The sequence below is a fragment of the Paenibacillus sp. SSG-1 genome, assembly GCF_002224835.1.
Classification (GTDB): Bacteria; Bacillota; Bacilli; order Paenibacillales; family Paenibacillaceae; genus Paenibacillus_AQ; species Paenibacillus_AQ favisporus.
Genome location: NZ_MBRK01000001.1, coordinates 5289754 through 5306547, shown reverse-complemented (window position 1 = coordinate 5306547; position 16794 = coordinate 5289754). Strand labels below are relative to the sequence as shown.

The 16794-nt window shown below is 43.0% G+C and carries 12 protein-coding genes and 1 pseudogene; 12 read left to right on the top strand and 1 reads right to left on the bottom strand.

The features are described from left to right. Positions 1 to 12 precede the first annotated feature (12 nt). From BCV73_RS24400 to BCV73_RS24385, 4 genes are all read left to right on the top strand, one after another. A complete protein-coding gene (locus tag BCV73_RS24400; RefSeq protein ID WP_089548880.1) occupies positions 13 to 621 on the top strand; it encodes a TIR domain-containing protein in 609 nt (202 codons plus the stop codon). A 71-nt stretch (positions 622 to 692) separates the two neighbouring features. Further along, positions 693 to 2096: a hypothetical protein gene (locus BCV73_RS24395; RefSeq protein WP_089548879.1), complete on the top strand. Its 1404-nt coding sequence runs from the start codon at positions 693 to 695 to the stop codon at positions 2094 to 2096. A 14-nt stretch (positions 2097 to 2110) separates the two neighbouring features. Beyond that, the gene (locus BCV73_RS24390; protein WP_089548878.1) at positions 2111 to 2641 is read left to right on the top strand and encodes a toll/interleukin-1 receptor domain-containing protein; all 531 of its coding nucleotides are present in this window, start codon (positions 2111 to 2113) and stop codon (positions 2639 to 2641) included. A 290-nt stretch (positions 2642 to 2931) separates the two neighbouring features. Beyond that, on the top strand, positions 2932 to 5811 hold the full coding sequence (locus tag BCV73_RS24385) for an S-layer homology domain-containing protein (protein WP_143811894.1): 2880 nt from the start codon (positions 2932 to 2934) through the stop codon (positions 5809 to 5811). A 140-nt stretch (positions 5812 to 5951) separates the two neighbouring features. On the opposite strand, the gene BCV73_RS24380 is transcribed toward BCV73_RS24385, so the two are convergent. After that, positions 5952 to 6740, bottom strand: a complete 789-nt coding sequence (locus tag BCV73_RS24380) for a hypothetical protein (protein WP_089548876.1) — start codon at positions 6738 to 6740, stop codon at positions 5952 to 5954. 162 nt (positions 6741 to 6902) lie between these two features. On the opposite strand from BCV73_RS24380, the gene BCV73_RS24375 reads away from it, so the two are divergent. The 8 genes and pseudogenes from BCV73_RS24375 (at position 6903) to BCV73_RS24340 (ending at position 16749) form a co-directional block, all read left to right on the top strand. After that, positions 6903 to 7982: an endonuclease NucS domain-containing protein gene (locus BCV73_RS24375; RefSeq protein ID WP_089548875.1), complete on the top strand. Its 1080-nt coding sequence runs from the start codon at positions 6903 to 6905 to the stop codon at positions 7980 to 7982. Positions 7983 to 8233: 251 nt separating this feature from the next. After that, positions 8234 to 8548: pseudogene (locus tag BCV73_RS24370) on the top strand (MEKHLA domain-containing protein); the annotation flags it as partial. A gap of 575 nt (positions 8549 to 9123) precedes the next feature. Then, a complete protein-coding gene (locus BCV73_RS24365; RefSeq protein ID WP_089548874.1) occupies positions 9124 to 9390 on the top strand; it encodes a hypothetical protein in 267 nt (88 codons plus the stop codon). 619 nt (positions 9391 to 10009) lie between these two features. Next, positions 10010 to 10429 (top strand): hypothetical protein, encoded by a 420-nt coding sequence (locus BCV73_RS24360; RefSeq protein ID WP_089548873.1) that lies wholly within the window; start codon positions 10010 to 10012, stop codon positions 10427 to 10429. Between the two features lie 455 nt (positions 10430 to 10884). After that, positions 10885 to 11817, top strand: coding sequence for an ABC transporter permease (locus BCV73_RS24355; RefSeq protein WP_076176627.1), 933 nt, complete (start codon positions 10885 to 10887; stop codon positions 11815 to 11817). 11 nt (positions 11818 to 11828) lie between these two features. Continuing rightward, entirely contained in the window at positions 11829 to 12740 is a 912-nt protein-coding gene (locus BCV73_RS24350) for a carbohydrate ABC transporter permease (RefSeq protein ID WP_076176628.1), read from the top strand. Positions 12741 to 12769: 29 nt separating this feature from the next. Beyond that, positions 12770 to 14404 (top strand): extracellular solute-binding protein, encoded by a 1635-nt coding sequence (locus BCV73_RS24345; RefSeq protein WP_089548872.1) that lies wholly within the window; start codon positions 12770 to 12772, stop codon positions 14402 to 14404. A 104-nt stretch (positions 14405 to 14508) separates the two neighbouring features. Then, on the top strand, positions 14509 to 16749 hold the full coding sequence (locus BCV73_RS24340) for a helix-turn-helix transcriptional regulator (protein WP_089548871.1): 2241 nt from the start codon (positions 14509 to 14511) through the stop codon (positions 16747 to 16749). The last annotated feature ends 45 nt before the right edge of the window (positions 16750 to 16794 follow it).

Genomic DNA, 16794 nt, shown 5'->3' with positions numbered 1-16794 from the left:
GAGGTGGAAAAAGTGGCATATAAAACATTTATTTCTTATAAATACTCCGAAGCTAGTCATCTTAGGGACCGAATTGTAGATTCTTTGGGGGAAAATGCAAGATATTATCAGGGTGAAACAAGTGATTCCCCTGATTTTTCTGATAAAACTACTGATTATATTAAAGAAAAGTTAAAGGACATGATTTACTCTACATCAGTCTCAATAGTTATAATCTCTCCAAATATCAAAAAAAGTAAATGGATTGACTGGGAGATAGAATATTCATTAAAACAAATTAAGCGAGGGGACAGGACATCAGGAACAAATGGCGTTCTAGGTGTTGTTATGAAATATAATGAAGACTATTCCTGGCTTAGACAAACTGTTATTAATGATGATGGTCATACATCAATTCAAACAAATAATCAATATCTCTATGACATTATTATTAATAATCGATTTAATCAAGATCCTACGATTTATGAATGCGACGCTTGCCAGACTATAAATTCTCTTAGCGGTTCTTATATTTCATTAATTAATGAAGAAGATTTCTTGGAGGATCCAAATAAATATATCGATAACGCTTATGAAAAAAGTAAACAACTTGATAATTACATAATCTCAAGAACTAGATAATGGAATAATTTCTTAGTTTACCAGACTAATCAGATTTTTTAACCAAAATGAAGAGTGGAGGATTCATAGTGATGAAAAAACCGCACTATGATATTACAAGGTATTTATGTGCAGCAGCAGAGATTAGTTCTAAATTCAGGACCAAAGTATTTGAACAAATAATCGACAATACCATTCGGTATATAGCACCTTCATATGGAGTTGATGTTCCTCTTGTTGCCAGACACTGTTTAAGAGCACATATGAGAGATTTTATAGTGGAGACCTTATTGTCCCTTGTGTTATTTGGAGCTCTTTTTTCATCGTTTAACTCCTATGGAGTTGTTCTTGGTATTTTGCATTTTGTAATGATTATTTTTACTTATCCCTGGTTAATATCAATCTTTTTACGTTGGGCTAATTTATATGTTGGGTATCGAATCGTTGCAAAAGATTTGAAAATCAATGATGCTCAGAGCGAAAAGAAATCCTGGATTGAATTGAAATATGAAAAACGTATTCAAGATTTGGAAAAAATTCAAGATGGTAATGTAGTATATTACAGCGGTTATAATCCATTTGTAGGTTCGGGAAATAAAGTGGATAGTTGGTCGTTTGTTTGTAGTATTGAGAGAAAAGAGGGAGAAGTAACAGACCAGGTCTCTTTATATACTTTATATGACCTTATTCGCAGGAATATGGAGTCTCTAGTAATTCCGAATCTAACAGTTAAAGATATGCTATACGTAAATGGGAGAGAAATTCGGGATGACGGACGGTTTCTTTTTGACCCCTACCATGCTCCTCTTTCTGTAGTATCGGATGCAGTAATTGATCAGTATAAAGAGATACAGGAAGAGAATATTCGTTATTACCAGTCGGTACAAGTGGTCGGATGGCAAGGCAATCTCGTATTCTCTTCTTTTTTTAGAGTGAGTAAAAATGACAAACATCTATTTGTAGAGGCTAATTACTATGCTTTACCACCACTGAAATCTGAATATTATGAGATTGATAAGTTTAGTTCTTCTATTCCTTTTGGACGCGTTCTGAAAATGGGTATATCTTCAATATTACCCGCTCTTTATTATCTACCATTATCTCCTTATCGGGCCGTTAGGAGTGGTATGGCTTTCTTTGCCGGCTGGAAGGATAAAAGGAATTTTGCTAAACAGGTAGATGATACTCATAAATTTGATTATGGCGCTTTCGAAAGCATTAGGGAAATGGCCGCGAATGAAAAAATGCAAAATTACTTTCAAAAAACTGACTCGGACATGTACAAAAAACAAATAGAGCGTTGTTATACAGACAGCATTGTGGAGTATCTAGAGAGCATTGGCGTCGATGTATCTGAGTTTGTTCAACGAAAAGAAACTGTTATAAACAAGGGCGTTATGATAAATGGCGGGGAGTTCAACGGAGATGTGGTTTCAGTAGGGGATCAAACAAACAAATTTATAAGGCAAGTGAAAAATGCTTTTCAAAGTAGTTAAAAAAGGAGTGGCATATGAAAACTAACAATGGGATTGTAATTAATGGAGGGCAGTTTCATGGGAAAATAGTATCCGTAGGAAATATGAATGTAAATAATTATCGTAGCGAACAAGCTCCAGATAAAGTCAACAGTCAAAGTCATAAATATGACGTTGCCTTATCCTACGCTGGAGAAGATCGGAGCTATGTGGAGATCATCGCAAAAGAATTAAAGGATAAAGGCATTAGGGTGTTCTATGATGAGTTTGAAGAAGTATTCTTATGGGGAAAAGATTTACCAGTATACCTGGACCAATTGTTTAGCGATAGCGCTAATTATTGCGTAATGTTTATATCTGAAGTATATACAAAAAAGGCTTGGTGTAATCTTGAACGCAACAGTGCTATGCATCGGCAATACAGAAATGGCGAATACATATTGCCTATTTGTTTAGATCATACAACAATTCCAGGAATTACGGACAGGTATGGGTATCTTGAAGCTAAAGATTACAGTCCTGTTCAATTGGCTGAAATGATAACTAAGAAATTGAGTGAAGGTTAAAATACTCATTTATAGAGGGGATTTCCTAGCTGGGCAAGTTCAGATTTGAAGATTTTGCGACCTGAATAAATTAAGAGCACCCCGCAAAGAAAGATCTGAAGAAAAGTTGTATGTCAAATTTATAATCGGCCAATGGACCAATCGCGATAGCCGATCATTCCTGGTGGGCGAGGGATCTATACGGCGATGCTAGTGAGCTAGACTCTCCATTGGTATTTTATTGAATAGGAGGGTTTATATAACTAGTTTGATGTTAGTGAAAATAAATTCTAGGAATATGAGGGAGAACATTGAGAGGACACAAAAAAATTATTGCAACATCAGTATCTTTAATAGTATTAGGAAGTTCCTTTTTAGGGATTGGAAGCCCCAAAGTTAGTGCTGATGTAACGTTTGAAAATGAGCCATCTAGTCAAGCTATTTCATTAAACGAGGATTCTAGTCTTACAAATGCGAACTCTTTAACTCAACTACCAGACAAACCGAATTATGTTCCGTTTGGTGAGATACAAGCCCATACCACTAGTGTGGAACTTTCTTGGAAACCAGTCATAAATGCAACTTCTTACGTACTAACCCGTGATGGAATTATAGTTTATCAAGGAACAGATCTAAGCTTTAAAGATATCGGACTTATTCCCAATACGCGTTATACATATGAAATATCGGCATTGAACGGTAATATTTCTAGTGATACCAATGGAACTGCCGTTACAACATTAGTTGAGGAGCCTTTATTGCCCCCAACCGATTTTCGAGTTTACCCTCAATCTCCGAGTGAAATTATGATGCATTGGGATCCCGTAAATGATGCTACTTATTACGAACTTAAACGTGACGGGGCTGTTATTTATACTGGGCCTCAAAATTCTTTTGAGGATATAGGTCTTAGCCCAGAAAAGGAATACACATACACACTGATAGCAAAAGATGCTAAGCGAACTAGCGAAGAAAAACTTGTTAAAGTATTCACGATTTCACCTGACAATTTACCATTCCCAACTGAGATTCCAACGAATGTTAAAGCAGAATGGGATGGGAGTAAAGTCGTGATAAGTTGGATACAACCCGATACATCTATTGGTATCCAGGTAGAAAGGACTGGTGGCCTCGTAGTCGAGACAAAATCCAGCCCTTATTACGATAGTAATGTGGCAAAAGGTTCTACAGTCAGTTATAAAGTCCGTGCTTTAAACGGAACGATTTATAGTGATCCTGTTGAGGTACATGTAAATATTCCAAGTAGTTCGACGGATCCACTTCCCGAAACCATTTCTGCACCAAGTGAATTAAAATTATTAGGAAGAACACCTACATCCCTCAAGTTGGGGTGGGCAGCTGTGCGTGGGGCAACTAGTTATGAATTGAAAAACGGGGATAAAATTGTATACACGGGAACAGACATGGAGTATAACGACACAGGGCTTGTTCCGGGACGAATGTATCAGTATTCGGTAGTGGCAATAAAGAATGGAGTCAAAAGTATTGAGAGAAGGTTGAATGAGCTAACATACACAGAAGTTGTTTCTGCGCCCGTGGGACTAAAGCCTATTGATATAACTTATAATACCGTAACGATGGCTTGGGATGAAGTTAGTGACGTAGAAAATTATACTATTCTCCGTAACGGTGAAGAAGTCACTACTGTGACATCAACAACGTATAAAGATAATAGTGTTAGCGAAGGTTTAACGTATGTATATGGTGTGATCGCCAACAAAAGTGGTATTAAAAGTAAGAAGGCGATTAAATCAGTTTCAGTTCCGTTACACGCTAATCCTGGCGAAGCCCCAAGCATTCCAACAAATATTTCAGTAACTAGTGTATCCAATGACACAGTTGAAATTAAGTGGGATAGATTATCAACAGCAACCTCATATAAAGTAATTAGGGACGGTAAAACATTAGTTTATCAAGGACAAATAACTGAGGCTATAGATCACACAGTTGTTCCAAACAGAATGTACCAATATGAAATAATTGGATTAAACAGCGAAGGTGAGACCTCAAGTGGTCCATTACTTGTACACACTTCTGGATTGCCGCTATCTATTAATGTCTCTCCAGCTGATTTAGAGCCAGCCACGGTTACATTTAAATTTAGATTAGTCGATTCAAGTGCAAATTATGTGGTAGATAGCCCATTCAAAACGACTTTTGTACCTATTAATGACGGTACCAATAGGTTTCTTGTTTTAAGATATGATACAGAAACTGATAGAAACCAACCTATTGATAGTATTGTTCCTGATAAGAACGGATATTTATCTTATAAAGAATTTGGGATCGCCCCTGGTAAAACCTATAACTATACTGTTTCTGCTTTGAGTATAAATGCCTACGGAATGCCTGAAGTTATTGCTAGAAACAGTGTAAGTATTTTAGCACCGGCCGATGGAAGTGGAGCTACTATAAATGTCAATACCACACCAAATCCTGGTCCAGTAACTACCGATCCCGGAAACGAAAGTAAGGATACAAATCCAGAATCTTCTACATCTCCACAAAATGGGCACGGAGGATATGATGGGGATTTATCCGAAAAGGCTCTTACTGATTCAGGTGAAACTGGTTCTAATAAAAATTCGACTGAAGAAGACGATAAAGTTCCATCGATAACTACTGTTCAGTTTACTGATGTACCAACAACACATTTTGGATATGAAGCAATAATGGCCCTTGCAAAAAAAGGAGTTGTTAAAGGCTATTCAGACAATTCCTTCGGTATCAACAAAAAAATTACTAGGGCTGAGTTTACTGTTATGCTAACCCGGGCAATGAATTATAATCCAAATGAAAAATATAATCTTAATTTTTTGGATGTGGAAGCAAATGCCTGGTATGCATCTGATCTGAATGCTGCTTTTAACAAAGGTATAATCCAAGGATACAATAAAAATAGCTTCAAACCCGATGAATTTATTACCCGGGAACAGGCTGCCGTTGTTTTTTCTAATACTGCTAAAGAAAAGTTAATTTCGTTTAAACCTTCGGTTACATTGTATGCCGATAATGATTTAATTAGCAGTTGGGCTCGGAAAGATGTTGATAATATAAGTGGAATCGGGGTAATGAGAGGATACGATGATGGGTCCTTTGGGCCTAAGGGAGAAATTACAAGAGCTGAAGCGGCAACAGCCATCTACAAACTTACACAGATGTTGCAGTGATTTTGGCAGGTAGGCTTTTATAAATATTAAAAGCTGCGTTTTTACGCAGCTTTTTTGTTTGTTAGATTAAAACTATTAAATTTATCACGCTATAAAGACTTAATACATTTAACTATTTGCACTCCCTCGAACAAAAGGTATTAATATACTGGCTTCATAAACTGCTTATCCACATACTTATAAGAGTCGAATAACCCTTGCGATCCATAGGGTACCATAAGTTCCTTGCCAACAAGCTCTACATAAGACTGCCCAGTAATTGAAAGCTCTTGGTTAATAGGGTTAATTTTTCTCAAGTCCCCGACAGTAGTAAAGGAATATACCCAGATGCATTCATCAATTAAAGAGTCGCCAGCTGCAACAATTAACTCATTTATACCATCCTGGTCGAAGTCATGGAGAGCAGCCTGCATTTTGTAACCTTCCTGCAAATCACCGTAATCATCGAATGCCTCAGAGCCATCAGCACCAGACATATCAAGAGACCAACCTACCGAAGATGAAGGGAAGTAAACAATGGCTTTAGTTCCATTGGGGTGATCCAAACCAATCACTAATTCCGCTTTCGTTTTACCAAATTTCATTGGCAAAGATACATCGGGCGCACCGGGAGTCCACTTTACTTGAGATAAATTTTTCCCTTCAGGAGATCGGATTAATGAGTCAGTGGCGGAAATATCCATGGAGGTATTCTCTGGTTGTGATTCACTATCCGACGTCTCAATCTCTTGCTGATCGTGTCGTGATGCAGCCATATCGGTCTCTTTATTAGGCGAATTGGCCGCATCATCGTTACTTACCTCCACTCCTTCTTGTTTATCTGTAGTATCTAGTGGTTGGGATGTATTTGATTGGACTGGTGAGATAGTACAAGCTGATGATAATAGTACGGTGCTAATCAATGCAATTAACAAGGCCACCTTTTTCATTCTTTAGATTGTTCCTCTCTGGTATTATAATAGGTATAATTGCCCAAAAGTTTATTGAGTCAGCAACTCCTATTATATGTAAAACATCGTACTTAGTGTAGTGTTACATGAAAAATACTCCAGCTAACTTTATCTATTATTCAAAACGAAAGGAGCATTCCCATGCCCATCGAACTAGGAGTCTGGAAAATTAACGGAGTTGTTGAAAGAATTCATTTTTCCAGTATTGAAACGGAGCGTAAGCTTGAGGATATAATTACTCATGATGTTAGCATTATCGATCCGTCCTTAATGCTAATAGGGAGACAGGTCCTCACAGCGTTTGGCAAATTCATTGATATCCTGGCCATGAACTCCGAAGGAAATTTGGTCGTAATCGAGCTCAAGCGTAACAAAACCCCACGGGAAGTTGTGGCCCAAACGCTGGATTATGCTTCATGGATTCAACAGTTAACTTACACGGAAATCATCCAAATCTATAGTGAGAAAAATCCAGGCGGGCAATTGGAGCAGGATTTTGTGGATCATTTTCAGACCGACTTTCCGGGAACCTTAAACGAATCTCATCAATTGATTATCGTTTCTGCTGAGCTGGACCCAGCAACGGAAAGAATCATCGACTATCTCACGGGCTTTGCAGTACCGGTAAATGCAGTCTTTTTTCATTATTTTAAAGATGGAGATAACGAATATTTGGCCAGAAATTGGCTCATTGATCCCCATAAATTGGAGGCTAAGTCATCCAGTGTGAACAGCCGGAAAACGGGAAAAGCCCCATGGAACGGCAAAGATTATTATGTGTCCTTAGGAGACGGCATTCACCGGAACTGGGAGGATTGCAGAAGATATGGCTTTATATCGGCAGGGCAAGGGAAGTGGTACAGCAATACGCTGAACCTCCTGAAGCCAGGCGCTAGAGTTTTTGTATGTATTCCTAAAGTGGGATACGTGGGCGTTGGTATCGTTACCGATGAAGTCGTGCCGATCAAGGACTTTCAGGTCGAGATCGATGGCGAGAGCGTGCCGCTGCTGGAAACGGACTTACATGTCAAAATGGATAAAGATGTCGATGATCCTGATCTGTGCGAATACGTCGTACGGGTAGAATGGCTCAAGACGGTTCCTAAGCAGGAGGCCATCTGGGAGAAAGGCATGTTTGCGAACCAAAACTCTGCTTGTAAGCTGAGAAACCAGTTTACGATTGAACGTCTCACAGAACATTTTCAACTCGAAGAAGAATGATAGATTTGAAAACATAGAGGGAAGTATGAATGATGAACACGGCCAGCTCGATGAAAGTCAAGAGATATACATACCTATAATATGATCTTGAGACGGATAAGAGGGGGATTTCGGTTATGCATTACAGTGGAATAGGAGCCACTAACGAGCATGCAAGATTGATCATGGAGAGCTATCAAAGATTGACCGGACAATCGCTTCTGGGTGAGACAGCCTCAGACAGCCAACCGTTCGAATAATTATTTAACGCACCCTGTGTGGTGCTTTCCCACGGAACAGAGACCGACCCGGTCCTGAACTTCGGCAATCGGGCGGCGCTGGAGCTATGGGCAATGGATTGGGACAAGTTCACGAGCACTCCGTCAAGACTCACCGCGGAACCGATGGAACGGGAGGCGCGGTCGGTTTTTCTTAGAACGGTAGGCGAACAAGGCTATATTGATAACTACACGGGAATCCGCATATCCAGCACAGGCCGGAGGTTTCATATCTTGGAGGCAACCGTATGGAATTTGTCGGACGAAACCGAAAAGATTCACGGGCAGGCCGCTGCATTCCGAGAGTAAGGTATTTTTCTTTTTTTTGATTTGGAACTAATTAGCTTGAATAGTGGTTATTCAGAATATTTAAAATTATTAATATTACCTCTTATGCTACAAACAAGAGTAGTTAAAGCAATTATTGGAGTTCGGCTTAAATTAATATTTAAAAGAATAAATTCATAACTTAACTGACAACAAATCTATATTTATTTCAGTAAGTGGACAGGATGCCGATTACATCTGATAACACCAGATTCAAGCTGCGGGCTACGCCCTTGGTTGGAAGAAGATATAAAAGCGAAAAAGTAGCTCACCAACACATTCGTTTCTGTGGGATAAAGAGCTAACTAAGGGAAACGAAGGTCGTGAATCCAAGAAACATTATCGGAAATATTCAGAAAGATTATTTCAAACAATTCTAAAATACATTTTGAAAATCTTGAAAATTCAAAGTTCAAGATTAATTATCAAAACTAGAGAGTAATCTTATATGAAGTCAAAGAGTAGCTATTAGAAAAAAAAGTTAGTTTAGTAACTATAAAGGATTAATTATAACCTTTGATATCATATTTTAATTTGTTCGAAAGGGGGTGAACAAGTTGATCAAAGGAAATAAAGCTGACTTTATTGAAATTATTAAGGAATTAGAAAAAAGCTTGGTTGAGTTTTCAAAGTTAGAGGCGGGTATCTTAGAAAGAATTCAGGGATATCATGAAAGAATGGCACGTTTTGGTGCTGAAGATTATTATGAAAAACAGATTGCTCAGGAAGAAGAACTTCTTTCTCAGGTCAGAAAAATTAATGATTCTAGAAAAGCATTTCTGGAAGAATTGAAGAAGTCATATAGTGAACAAAATCGAGATTAGTGAGTCTAAATATGAGGCCACACTTTATCAAAGTGTGGTCATTTTATATAGTTAGACGACACTATAAATTATATTTGAGGAGACTGGATATCATCATATAACATTATACTCATTATCGGCATGTTCCTCGGTCAGGCGTGGAAGGAATTCGTGAAAGCAAAAGCAGCCAGACACACTCGGCATTCGCCGCGTCCTCAATACGGGAACGTTATGCGAAATTCATTTTAACAAGGAGTAAGGTCTATGTAGAATTTCATTGAAGAAATAATAAAAAATTGCAGCAGTATTTGCAATTTTAAGATTTTAATTAGAACCCTCAACAAATCAATCATAGAAGTACTTCTAACACCAAATAATACAAAACTATATTGCGAAACTGAGAAAAAAGCTGCAGGAAGAGCACGCAAAAAAGGGGCAAGTTTCAGGATCGTATTCTGTTGATTGAGGCGGAAAAGTAAATGACGTAAAAACGAATGATCACCGAGAATCTGGCCGATAAATTTATTTAGCATTCGCCGGGGCGTCCGCAATCTACATCATAATTTCATTCGCCATGAAATCCGCTTAAAGATTCTAGCCCCTCATCGGAAGATGAGGATTTAATTGATTTATAGAAAAAATGGAAAAGGATTTGAGACGATTGTATCAAAGAATAAAAACTCGCTTTTTTTATTGTGCTGCAGGAATATACATAATTATTGCAATTTTTTCTTTTAATCCTTGGATACCAATAAGTAATAAAATAACTGCTTACACTAGTATTATCGCACTATTTTTAACAATTTATGATTTTTCTAAGGTTAGTTATAAAATCGCTGAAAAAAAGGGGAGCAAACAAAGACGAATTGGTCAGTATATTTTTATGATAGTGGTGAAATTTTTGCTCATAACATCACCATTATTTTCATTATATGGTCTCTACTATTTAAATGAAAATATTGTAGGGAAAATAAGTAATTATGTAACTTTTGCCGCAATTGGCGTCGTCTTTTTAACGTGGGGCGTGGATTTAAAAAACAGACCTAAACGTCTTAATTAATTTGATACAATTCTTTCGTAATTGCGGAAGATATATGGGTAAATTAGACGCCATTGTTGATTTATTGGGGAACATAGCAGACTGAACTGTCTATTAAAATAGACAAACCTAAGGACCAGGTTTTCCAGGGTCCTTTTTTTAGTCCTACTTTGTAAGAACCTCCTACATCTTGGCCATCCCCTCCAAAACCCTCGCAAACATTGCGCCACCAATCAAAAAATGCGCCTTACTTGTAATCCGATTTTGATGCTTCCCTGAAACCCCACATTACATCCTGGCAACCCCCACCCCAACACGCCTTTTTCCTTACCCCAACCCATCTTCCCCACCCCCGAAAATATTGCGCACCCCATCAAAAAATGTTGCTTGCCTGAAATCTGGGGCTCGGCATATCATGAGTCCATGCGGAAGCGGGCCTGCAAGTTCCGTCGAGATCATCAGGGAAGGGGAAGATCATGAGAGCCATTCGTCAGCCGAATCAGCGAAAATCTTTTCGAGTGCGTGACAACCTCCAGCTGTACTTAATAATGCTTCCCGTTCTGGTTCACATTTTTATTTTCAGCTATATTCCGATGTACGGGATTCTGATCGCGTTTCAGAATTACTACCCGGGCAAACCCTTTCTATCCCTTCACGGAACGGATTGGGTCGGCTTTCAGCATTTCATCGACTTCTTTAACGGCCCGTATTTCGGGCGATTGATGCGGAACACGTTTTTGCTCAGCTTTTATTTTCTGGTGTTTGGCTTCTGGGTGCCGATCCTGTTTGCACTGCTGCTGAATGAACTCAAAAGCGGCGTATTTAAAAAATACGTGCAGACGGCAAGCTATCTGCCCCATTTTATTTCGAATGTGGTCGTGGCGGGGATGGTGTTGTCTTTTATCAATACGGACGGCATCGTGAACGCCATCGTCAAGCTGTTCGGCGGCACGCCGGTGGCGCTGAATACGGAGCCGGGGTATTTTCCGGCAATCTATACGATTACGAGCATCTGGAAGTCGTTTGGATGGAGCAGCATTTTATATTTGGCCGCCATGTCCTCCGTGGACCCGCATCAGTACGAAGCCGCGAAGATGGACGGGGCCAACCGCTTCAAGCAAATGCTCCATATTACGCTGCCGGCCATCCGGCCGACGATTTTTATTCTGCTGATTTTTGCGATCGGCAATTTGCTGTCGGCCAACAGCGAGTTTATTTTGCTCATTTATAACCCGATGGTGTACGAGACGGCCGACGTTATCGGCACGTATTTGTACCGCGATGGCCTGCTGGGCGGCAATTTCAGCGCAGGGACGGCTGTAGGATTGTTTATCTCGATCATCAATTTCACGCTGCTGTACACAGCCAATACGCTCAGCCGTAAATATTCCGATTACGCCTTATGGTAAGGGGGAGTCCCATGGCCGCCTTGGTCAAAAGAAATCCGAACACCATCAAGCAAGGCTCGGTTGTCGTCGACGTCGTGTTGTATGCGCTGGCGCTCGCCCTTTGCTTAATCACGCTGTATCCTTTTTATTTCGTGATCATTATGTCCATCAGCAATCCGACGGAAGTCGCGGCCATGAATGTGTTCTGGTACCCGAAAGGATTCTTCCTCGATTCGTACAAGCTGATCGTCAGCGATACGAAAATGTGGTGGGCTTATTCCAATACGCTGATCTATGTGAGTGCGGGGACGATTTTAAACTGTCTGACAGCCGTGCTTGGCGCCTATCCACTCACCGTTCGCAATCTCATGGGCAGGAAGTGGGTCGTGTCGTACCTGCTGATCCCGATGTATTTTGGAGGCGGTCTCATTCCGTCCTACCTGCTGGTGAACAAGCTTGGACTGTATGACACGATGTTCGCGGTCATCATCCCGGGGATGGTCAGCATTTGGAATATCATCCTGGTGCGAACGTTCTTTGCCAACATTCCGGACGGGCTGAAGGAGTCGGCTTTTATCGACGGCGCTTCCCATTTGCAGCTGCTGTTCCGGGTCATTATCCCAATATCCAAGCCGATCCTGGCGGTCATCGCCATTTATTCAGTCGTCGGCATCTGGAACAGCTGGTTCGACGCGCTCGTGTATTTGCCGAATGAGAAGCTGCATCCGCTGCAAATGTACCTGTACCGGGTCGTGGTCCAGCAGTCGGTCGATTTGAAGATGCTGTCCATGGAGGATGCGAAAAATGCAGTCGCCAACATGCTCTCGAACATCCAGCTGAAATACGCCATCATCGTCTTTACGACGTTACCCGTCATTTTTACATATCCGTTCTTTCAGAAGTATTTCATCAAGGGAGCGCTGCTGGGTTCATTAAAGGAATAGGCTAGGCCATCCGAAGGGGGAAGAGTTGTATGAAAAAAAGGAAAAAACCGTTCATGACCGCCATCGTCGCCGTTGTTCTCATCGCTTCTGTAACCGCTTGCAGCGGTGGGGACGGCAAAACAGAGGAAGCTGACAGTAACGCCCCGGCCGGGCAGCAGTCCGCCAAGCTGCGGCTTCTCGGGCCGACGGGTTCGAACAAGTTCATCAAATTCGAGGACCGAGAGAAGTACCCGGTCTGGAAGGAAGTCGACAAGCTGCTGACCGATGCGAATCTGCAGCTCGATTACGAGCTCGTTCCGAACGAGCAGTATAACGTCGTCATCAAAACGCGAATGGCGTCCGGCTCCAATCTTCCGGATATCGTCAACATTTCGGCGCTGGACAACACGACGGTGCTCAATTTGGCGAAGCAGGGCGTGCTGCTGGACCTGAATCCGCTGATCGAGAAGTACAGCAACGGCAACATCAAGAAGATGTATGAGCAGGAGTTCCCGTATGCGAAAAAGACGACAACGACGTCGGACGGGAAAATGTACTGGTTCAGCGATCTGCACAAAAAGACGTATCAAGGCACCGATCCGGCTCCGGTCTCCTTAACGATGCTGCTCCGCAAGGACTGGCTCGATAAGCTGAGCCTTCCGGTTCCAACAAGTGCGGAGGAATACCTGCAAACGCTGAAGACGATGCGCGATAAAGACGCCAACGGCAACGGGCAAAAGGATGAGGTGCTCGTCTACGATCCGGGTGCCTTCTCAGGACCGATCGCGCAGTGGTTCGGGCTGGGTACCAGCATTTCTTCCGTGGACGTGGAGAACAAGAAGGTCGTCTCCCCGTGGTACCAGGACGGCATTAAAGATTACTTCCGCTACCTGCAGCAGCTGGTGAAGGAAGGCGTGCTCGACACAAGCCTGATCGGGGCGACAGGAGAGCAGAAGCAGCAGAAGATGACGGAAAACCAGGTTGCTTCCACAGGAGATTACAATCTGGAGACGTATCTGGAGCCGACGATCAAGGGGGGCGGGGAATATCTTCCGCTCATGCCGCTCCAAGCGGTAGACGGCATTGCGCCAGCAGCCCAAATTGAGCCGCCGTTTCTGGTGTGGCAGAAATACGCGATTACGAAAGACAGCAAAAACGTAGAAGCGGCGATCAAGTATTTTGACACGATCTATTCGGATAAGTATGCGGAGCTTCTGTATTGGGGCATCGAAGGACAAACCTATAAAAAGGATGAGAGCGGCGCGAATGTATTCATCAACAACGCCTCGGACGAAGAACTGGCCAAAACGGGCCAGGTTCCCGGACTCCGCCTGTTCGGCGATACGGTGTTCCCGCGGGTTCAGTTCGCCAACCTCGAGTTTGAGCTGTCCGGTGTACCGAAATACAAAGCCGACAACGAGCTCAATATTTTGAAATACAAGCCGTATTTCGTCAATATGAACGACAACTATTTGGCGATTCCCGATGATCAGCAGCTGGAAGCGAAAACGAAGATTTTGACCAACCTGAACACGTATTCCACGGAGCTCGCAACCAAGCTGGCTTTAGGGCAAAAATCGCTCGACAACTGGGATCAATATATGGCCGATCTGAAAAAGCTGGGGCTGGACCAGCTGCTGGAAATCGACCAGCAATTGCTCGACAGATACAACAGCATCCAGTAACGTTGACTGTAACCGTATGACTTTGGAAAATGGCAGGCTCCATATCGCTTTGGAGGCTCTGCTGTTTTCCTGTTTTTGCTTATCTAATGGGGGAGGGGTAGTCTGTGCGCAATGGCAGCTTCGGAAGCGGCACGTTTCGTAAAATTCTGTTGTCTTATACCGCGATTTTGATCATCCCGATTATTGTGTTCAGCGCATTAAACGTGCAGCGGAACATTGTCGAGGAGAAACGCCGGCAGCATGAGGCGCATGCTTTGGACGCCAAGCGGATCGCCGATCTGGTCGATAATAAACTGAATGAGCTCAAAACCTTGGGCAAAACGCTGAGCAACGAATCTTGGGTGAAAAAGCTGATGCAGGATACGAACGTTTACGATCAGGAATTCGATATTACGAAGATGCTGGACATCCGCACCAGTCTCGGCAACAGCGTGAGTTCGCAGGGGATTCTCTCGTTTGGCATGGTGGTGTTTCCGGAGCAGCAGAAGGCGATGACTTCGTGGGGGATGTTCCCGCTGAAGGAATTTTTCCAATCAATTGTCGCATTCGACGAAGCTGCCGAGCAGCAGCTGCAGAGCTCCTTTGCGCAGCAGCAGTATTTTACCATGATGCCGCCGGTCAGCATGACGCTGTGGGGCAGCGATAAGCGCGTGATTCCGGTACTGCAAAGCCTGGAGGTGGTGAATCATCCGCGCGCGGTTTTGGTATTGTTTATTGATAGCGCTTACTTTTCGGAGTATATGCACCGGTTTGGAGGGATTGAATCGCAGGAGATCGTTATGACGTCCCGGGATGCGCTGATTTACAGCCAAGTCCGAAATGATCCGGCAGCCCGCGGCGGAGCGGCTTCCTACCCCATTCATTTGTCTTCGGAGGCCAGTGATGTGCAGTATGCGATCTCTTACGCGGACAGCAGCGTCATCGGTATCGGCAATTTGTTCAGCTCGCTGGCGGCCATCCTGATCTCCATCGTTATTGGCGCGTGTATGGCTTATCTGCTGGCCAAAATCAGTTACCGTCCTCTTGGGGCTCTGCTAAGCAAGTTGAGCGCCGCGGCGCGGGTCGAGGATTCCCGAAGCGGCAAAGTGACGGGTTCTGAATACAATTTTATCGAAAAATCGTTCGACCGGCTGCTGCACGAAAACCGCAAGCTTCAGCAATCGATGCAGGATTACGAAAACGCCGCCAAGTCGAATTTGTATCTTCGTCTGCTCAAGGGATACTTTATGGACGATCAGCAGAAGAACGAGCTGGGGAAACTGGGGATCGGTTATACCGAGGACATGTATTACTGCACGATGCTTGTCAGCTTCCACGCGATCCGCGACTTTTCCGACTTCGAGAAAATCCGGAAGATCGAAATGCTGATGATGGTAATCGTGGAAAAAGCGATGAGCCGTTACGGGCTGGACTATGCGCTGTTCGAGGTCACGAATGCGGATAAGGCAATGATCGTGTCCTCCGGGCAGCCGTTTGGAGACGATGATATGCTGGAGCGCATCGCTGCCGAAATGGCTGACGAAATCGAGCGGCTGAGCGGATTTCATCCCGATATTTTATACGGAGGGGTTGAGCAAGGGCTGGTCGGCATCAGCAAATCGTATTACACAGCCAATGAAAGGCTACGCTACACCATATTCTCGCGTGAGCATTTTCAGGTGCTGCAGGAGGAGACGATTCAGGCCAGTGTCGATTACTATTATCCGACAGATTGGGAAGTGCAGCTGATCAATAACCTCAAGATCGGGAACCTGGATACGTCCCTGCAAATTTTGCATGAAATCCATGCCGAGAACGACAAGCGCGAGCTGGCCGAGGCCAGCGTAAGCAGGCTGCTCTCCCTGCTGATGGAAACGATGCTGCGGGTGCTGCATGAGCTGAATCTCGATACGGATATCTACACGAAGCAGTTTTGCAGCCGGGCCAAAGCGGCGAACATCGAAGAAATGTGGAGCTATATGTTCGAAGTCGGCACGCTCATTTGCGAGCGTAAGCGGTATGCCAACACGTCTTCGGCGGTGTCGACCGGCAGCGAGCTGCTGCAATATGTGAACGACAACTATTCGAGCGCGGACATCTCATTAAAGCAGCTGGCGGAGATGTATCATATGTCCCTATCGAAGGTGTCCAAAATATTCAAAGAGGTAACCGGCATTAACTTCTATGATTATGTATGCCGTCTGCGCATGGAGAAGGCGAAAGAGCTGCTACGGGAGCGAAGCTGCGGCATCGATCACGTCGCACGGACGGTGGGGTACGAAAATGTGTATTCCTTCAAACGCGCCTTTGCGCGGTATGAAGGGATCAAGCCAGACGAGTATGTGGAGTCGGCGGAATGCCGGTGAGTTAAAATAAAGAGACCATAGCTCATTACCATGGTCTCTGGTCTC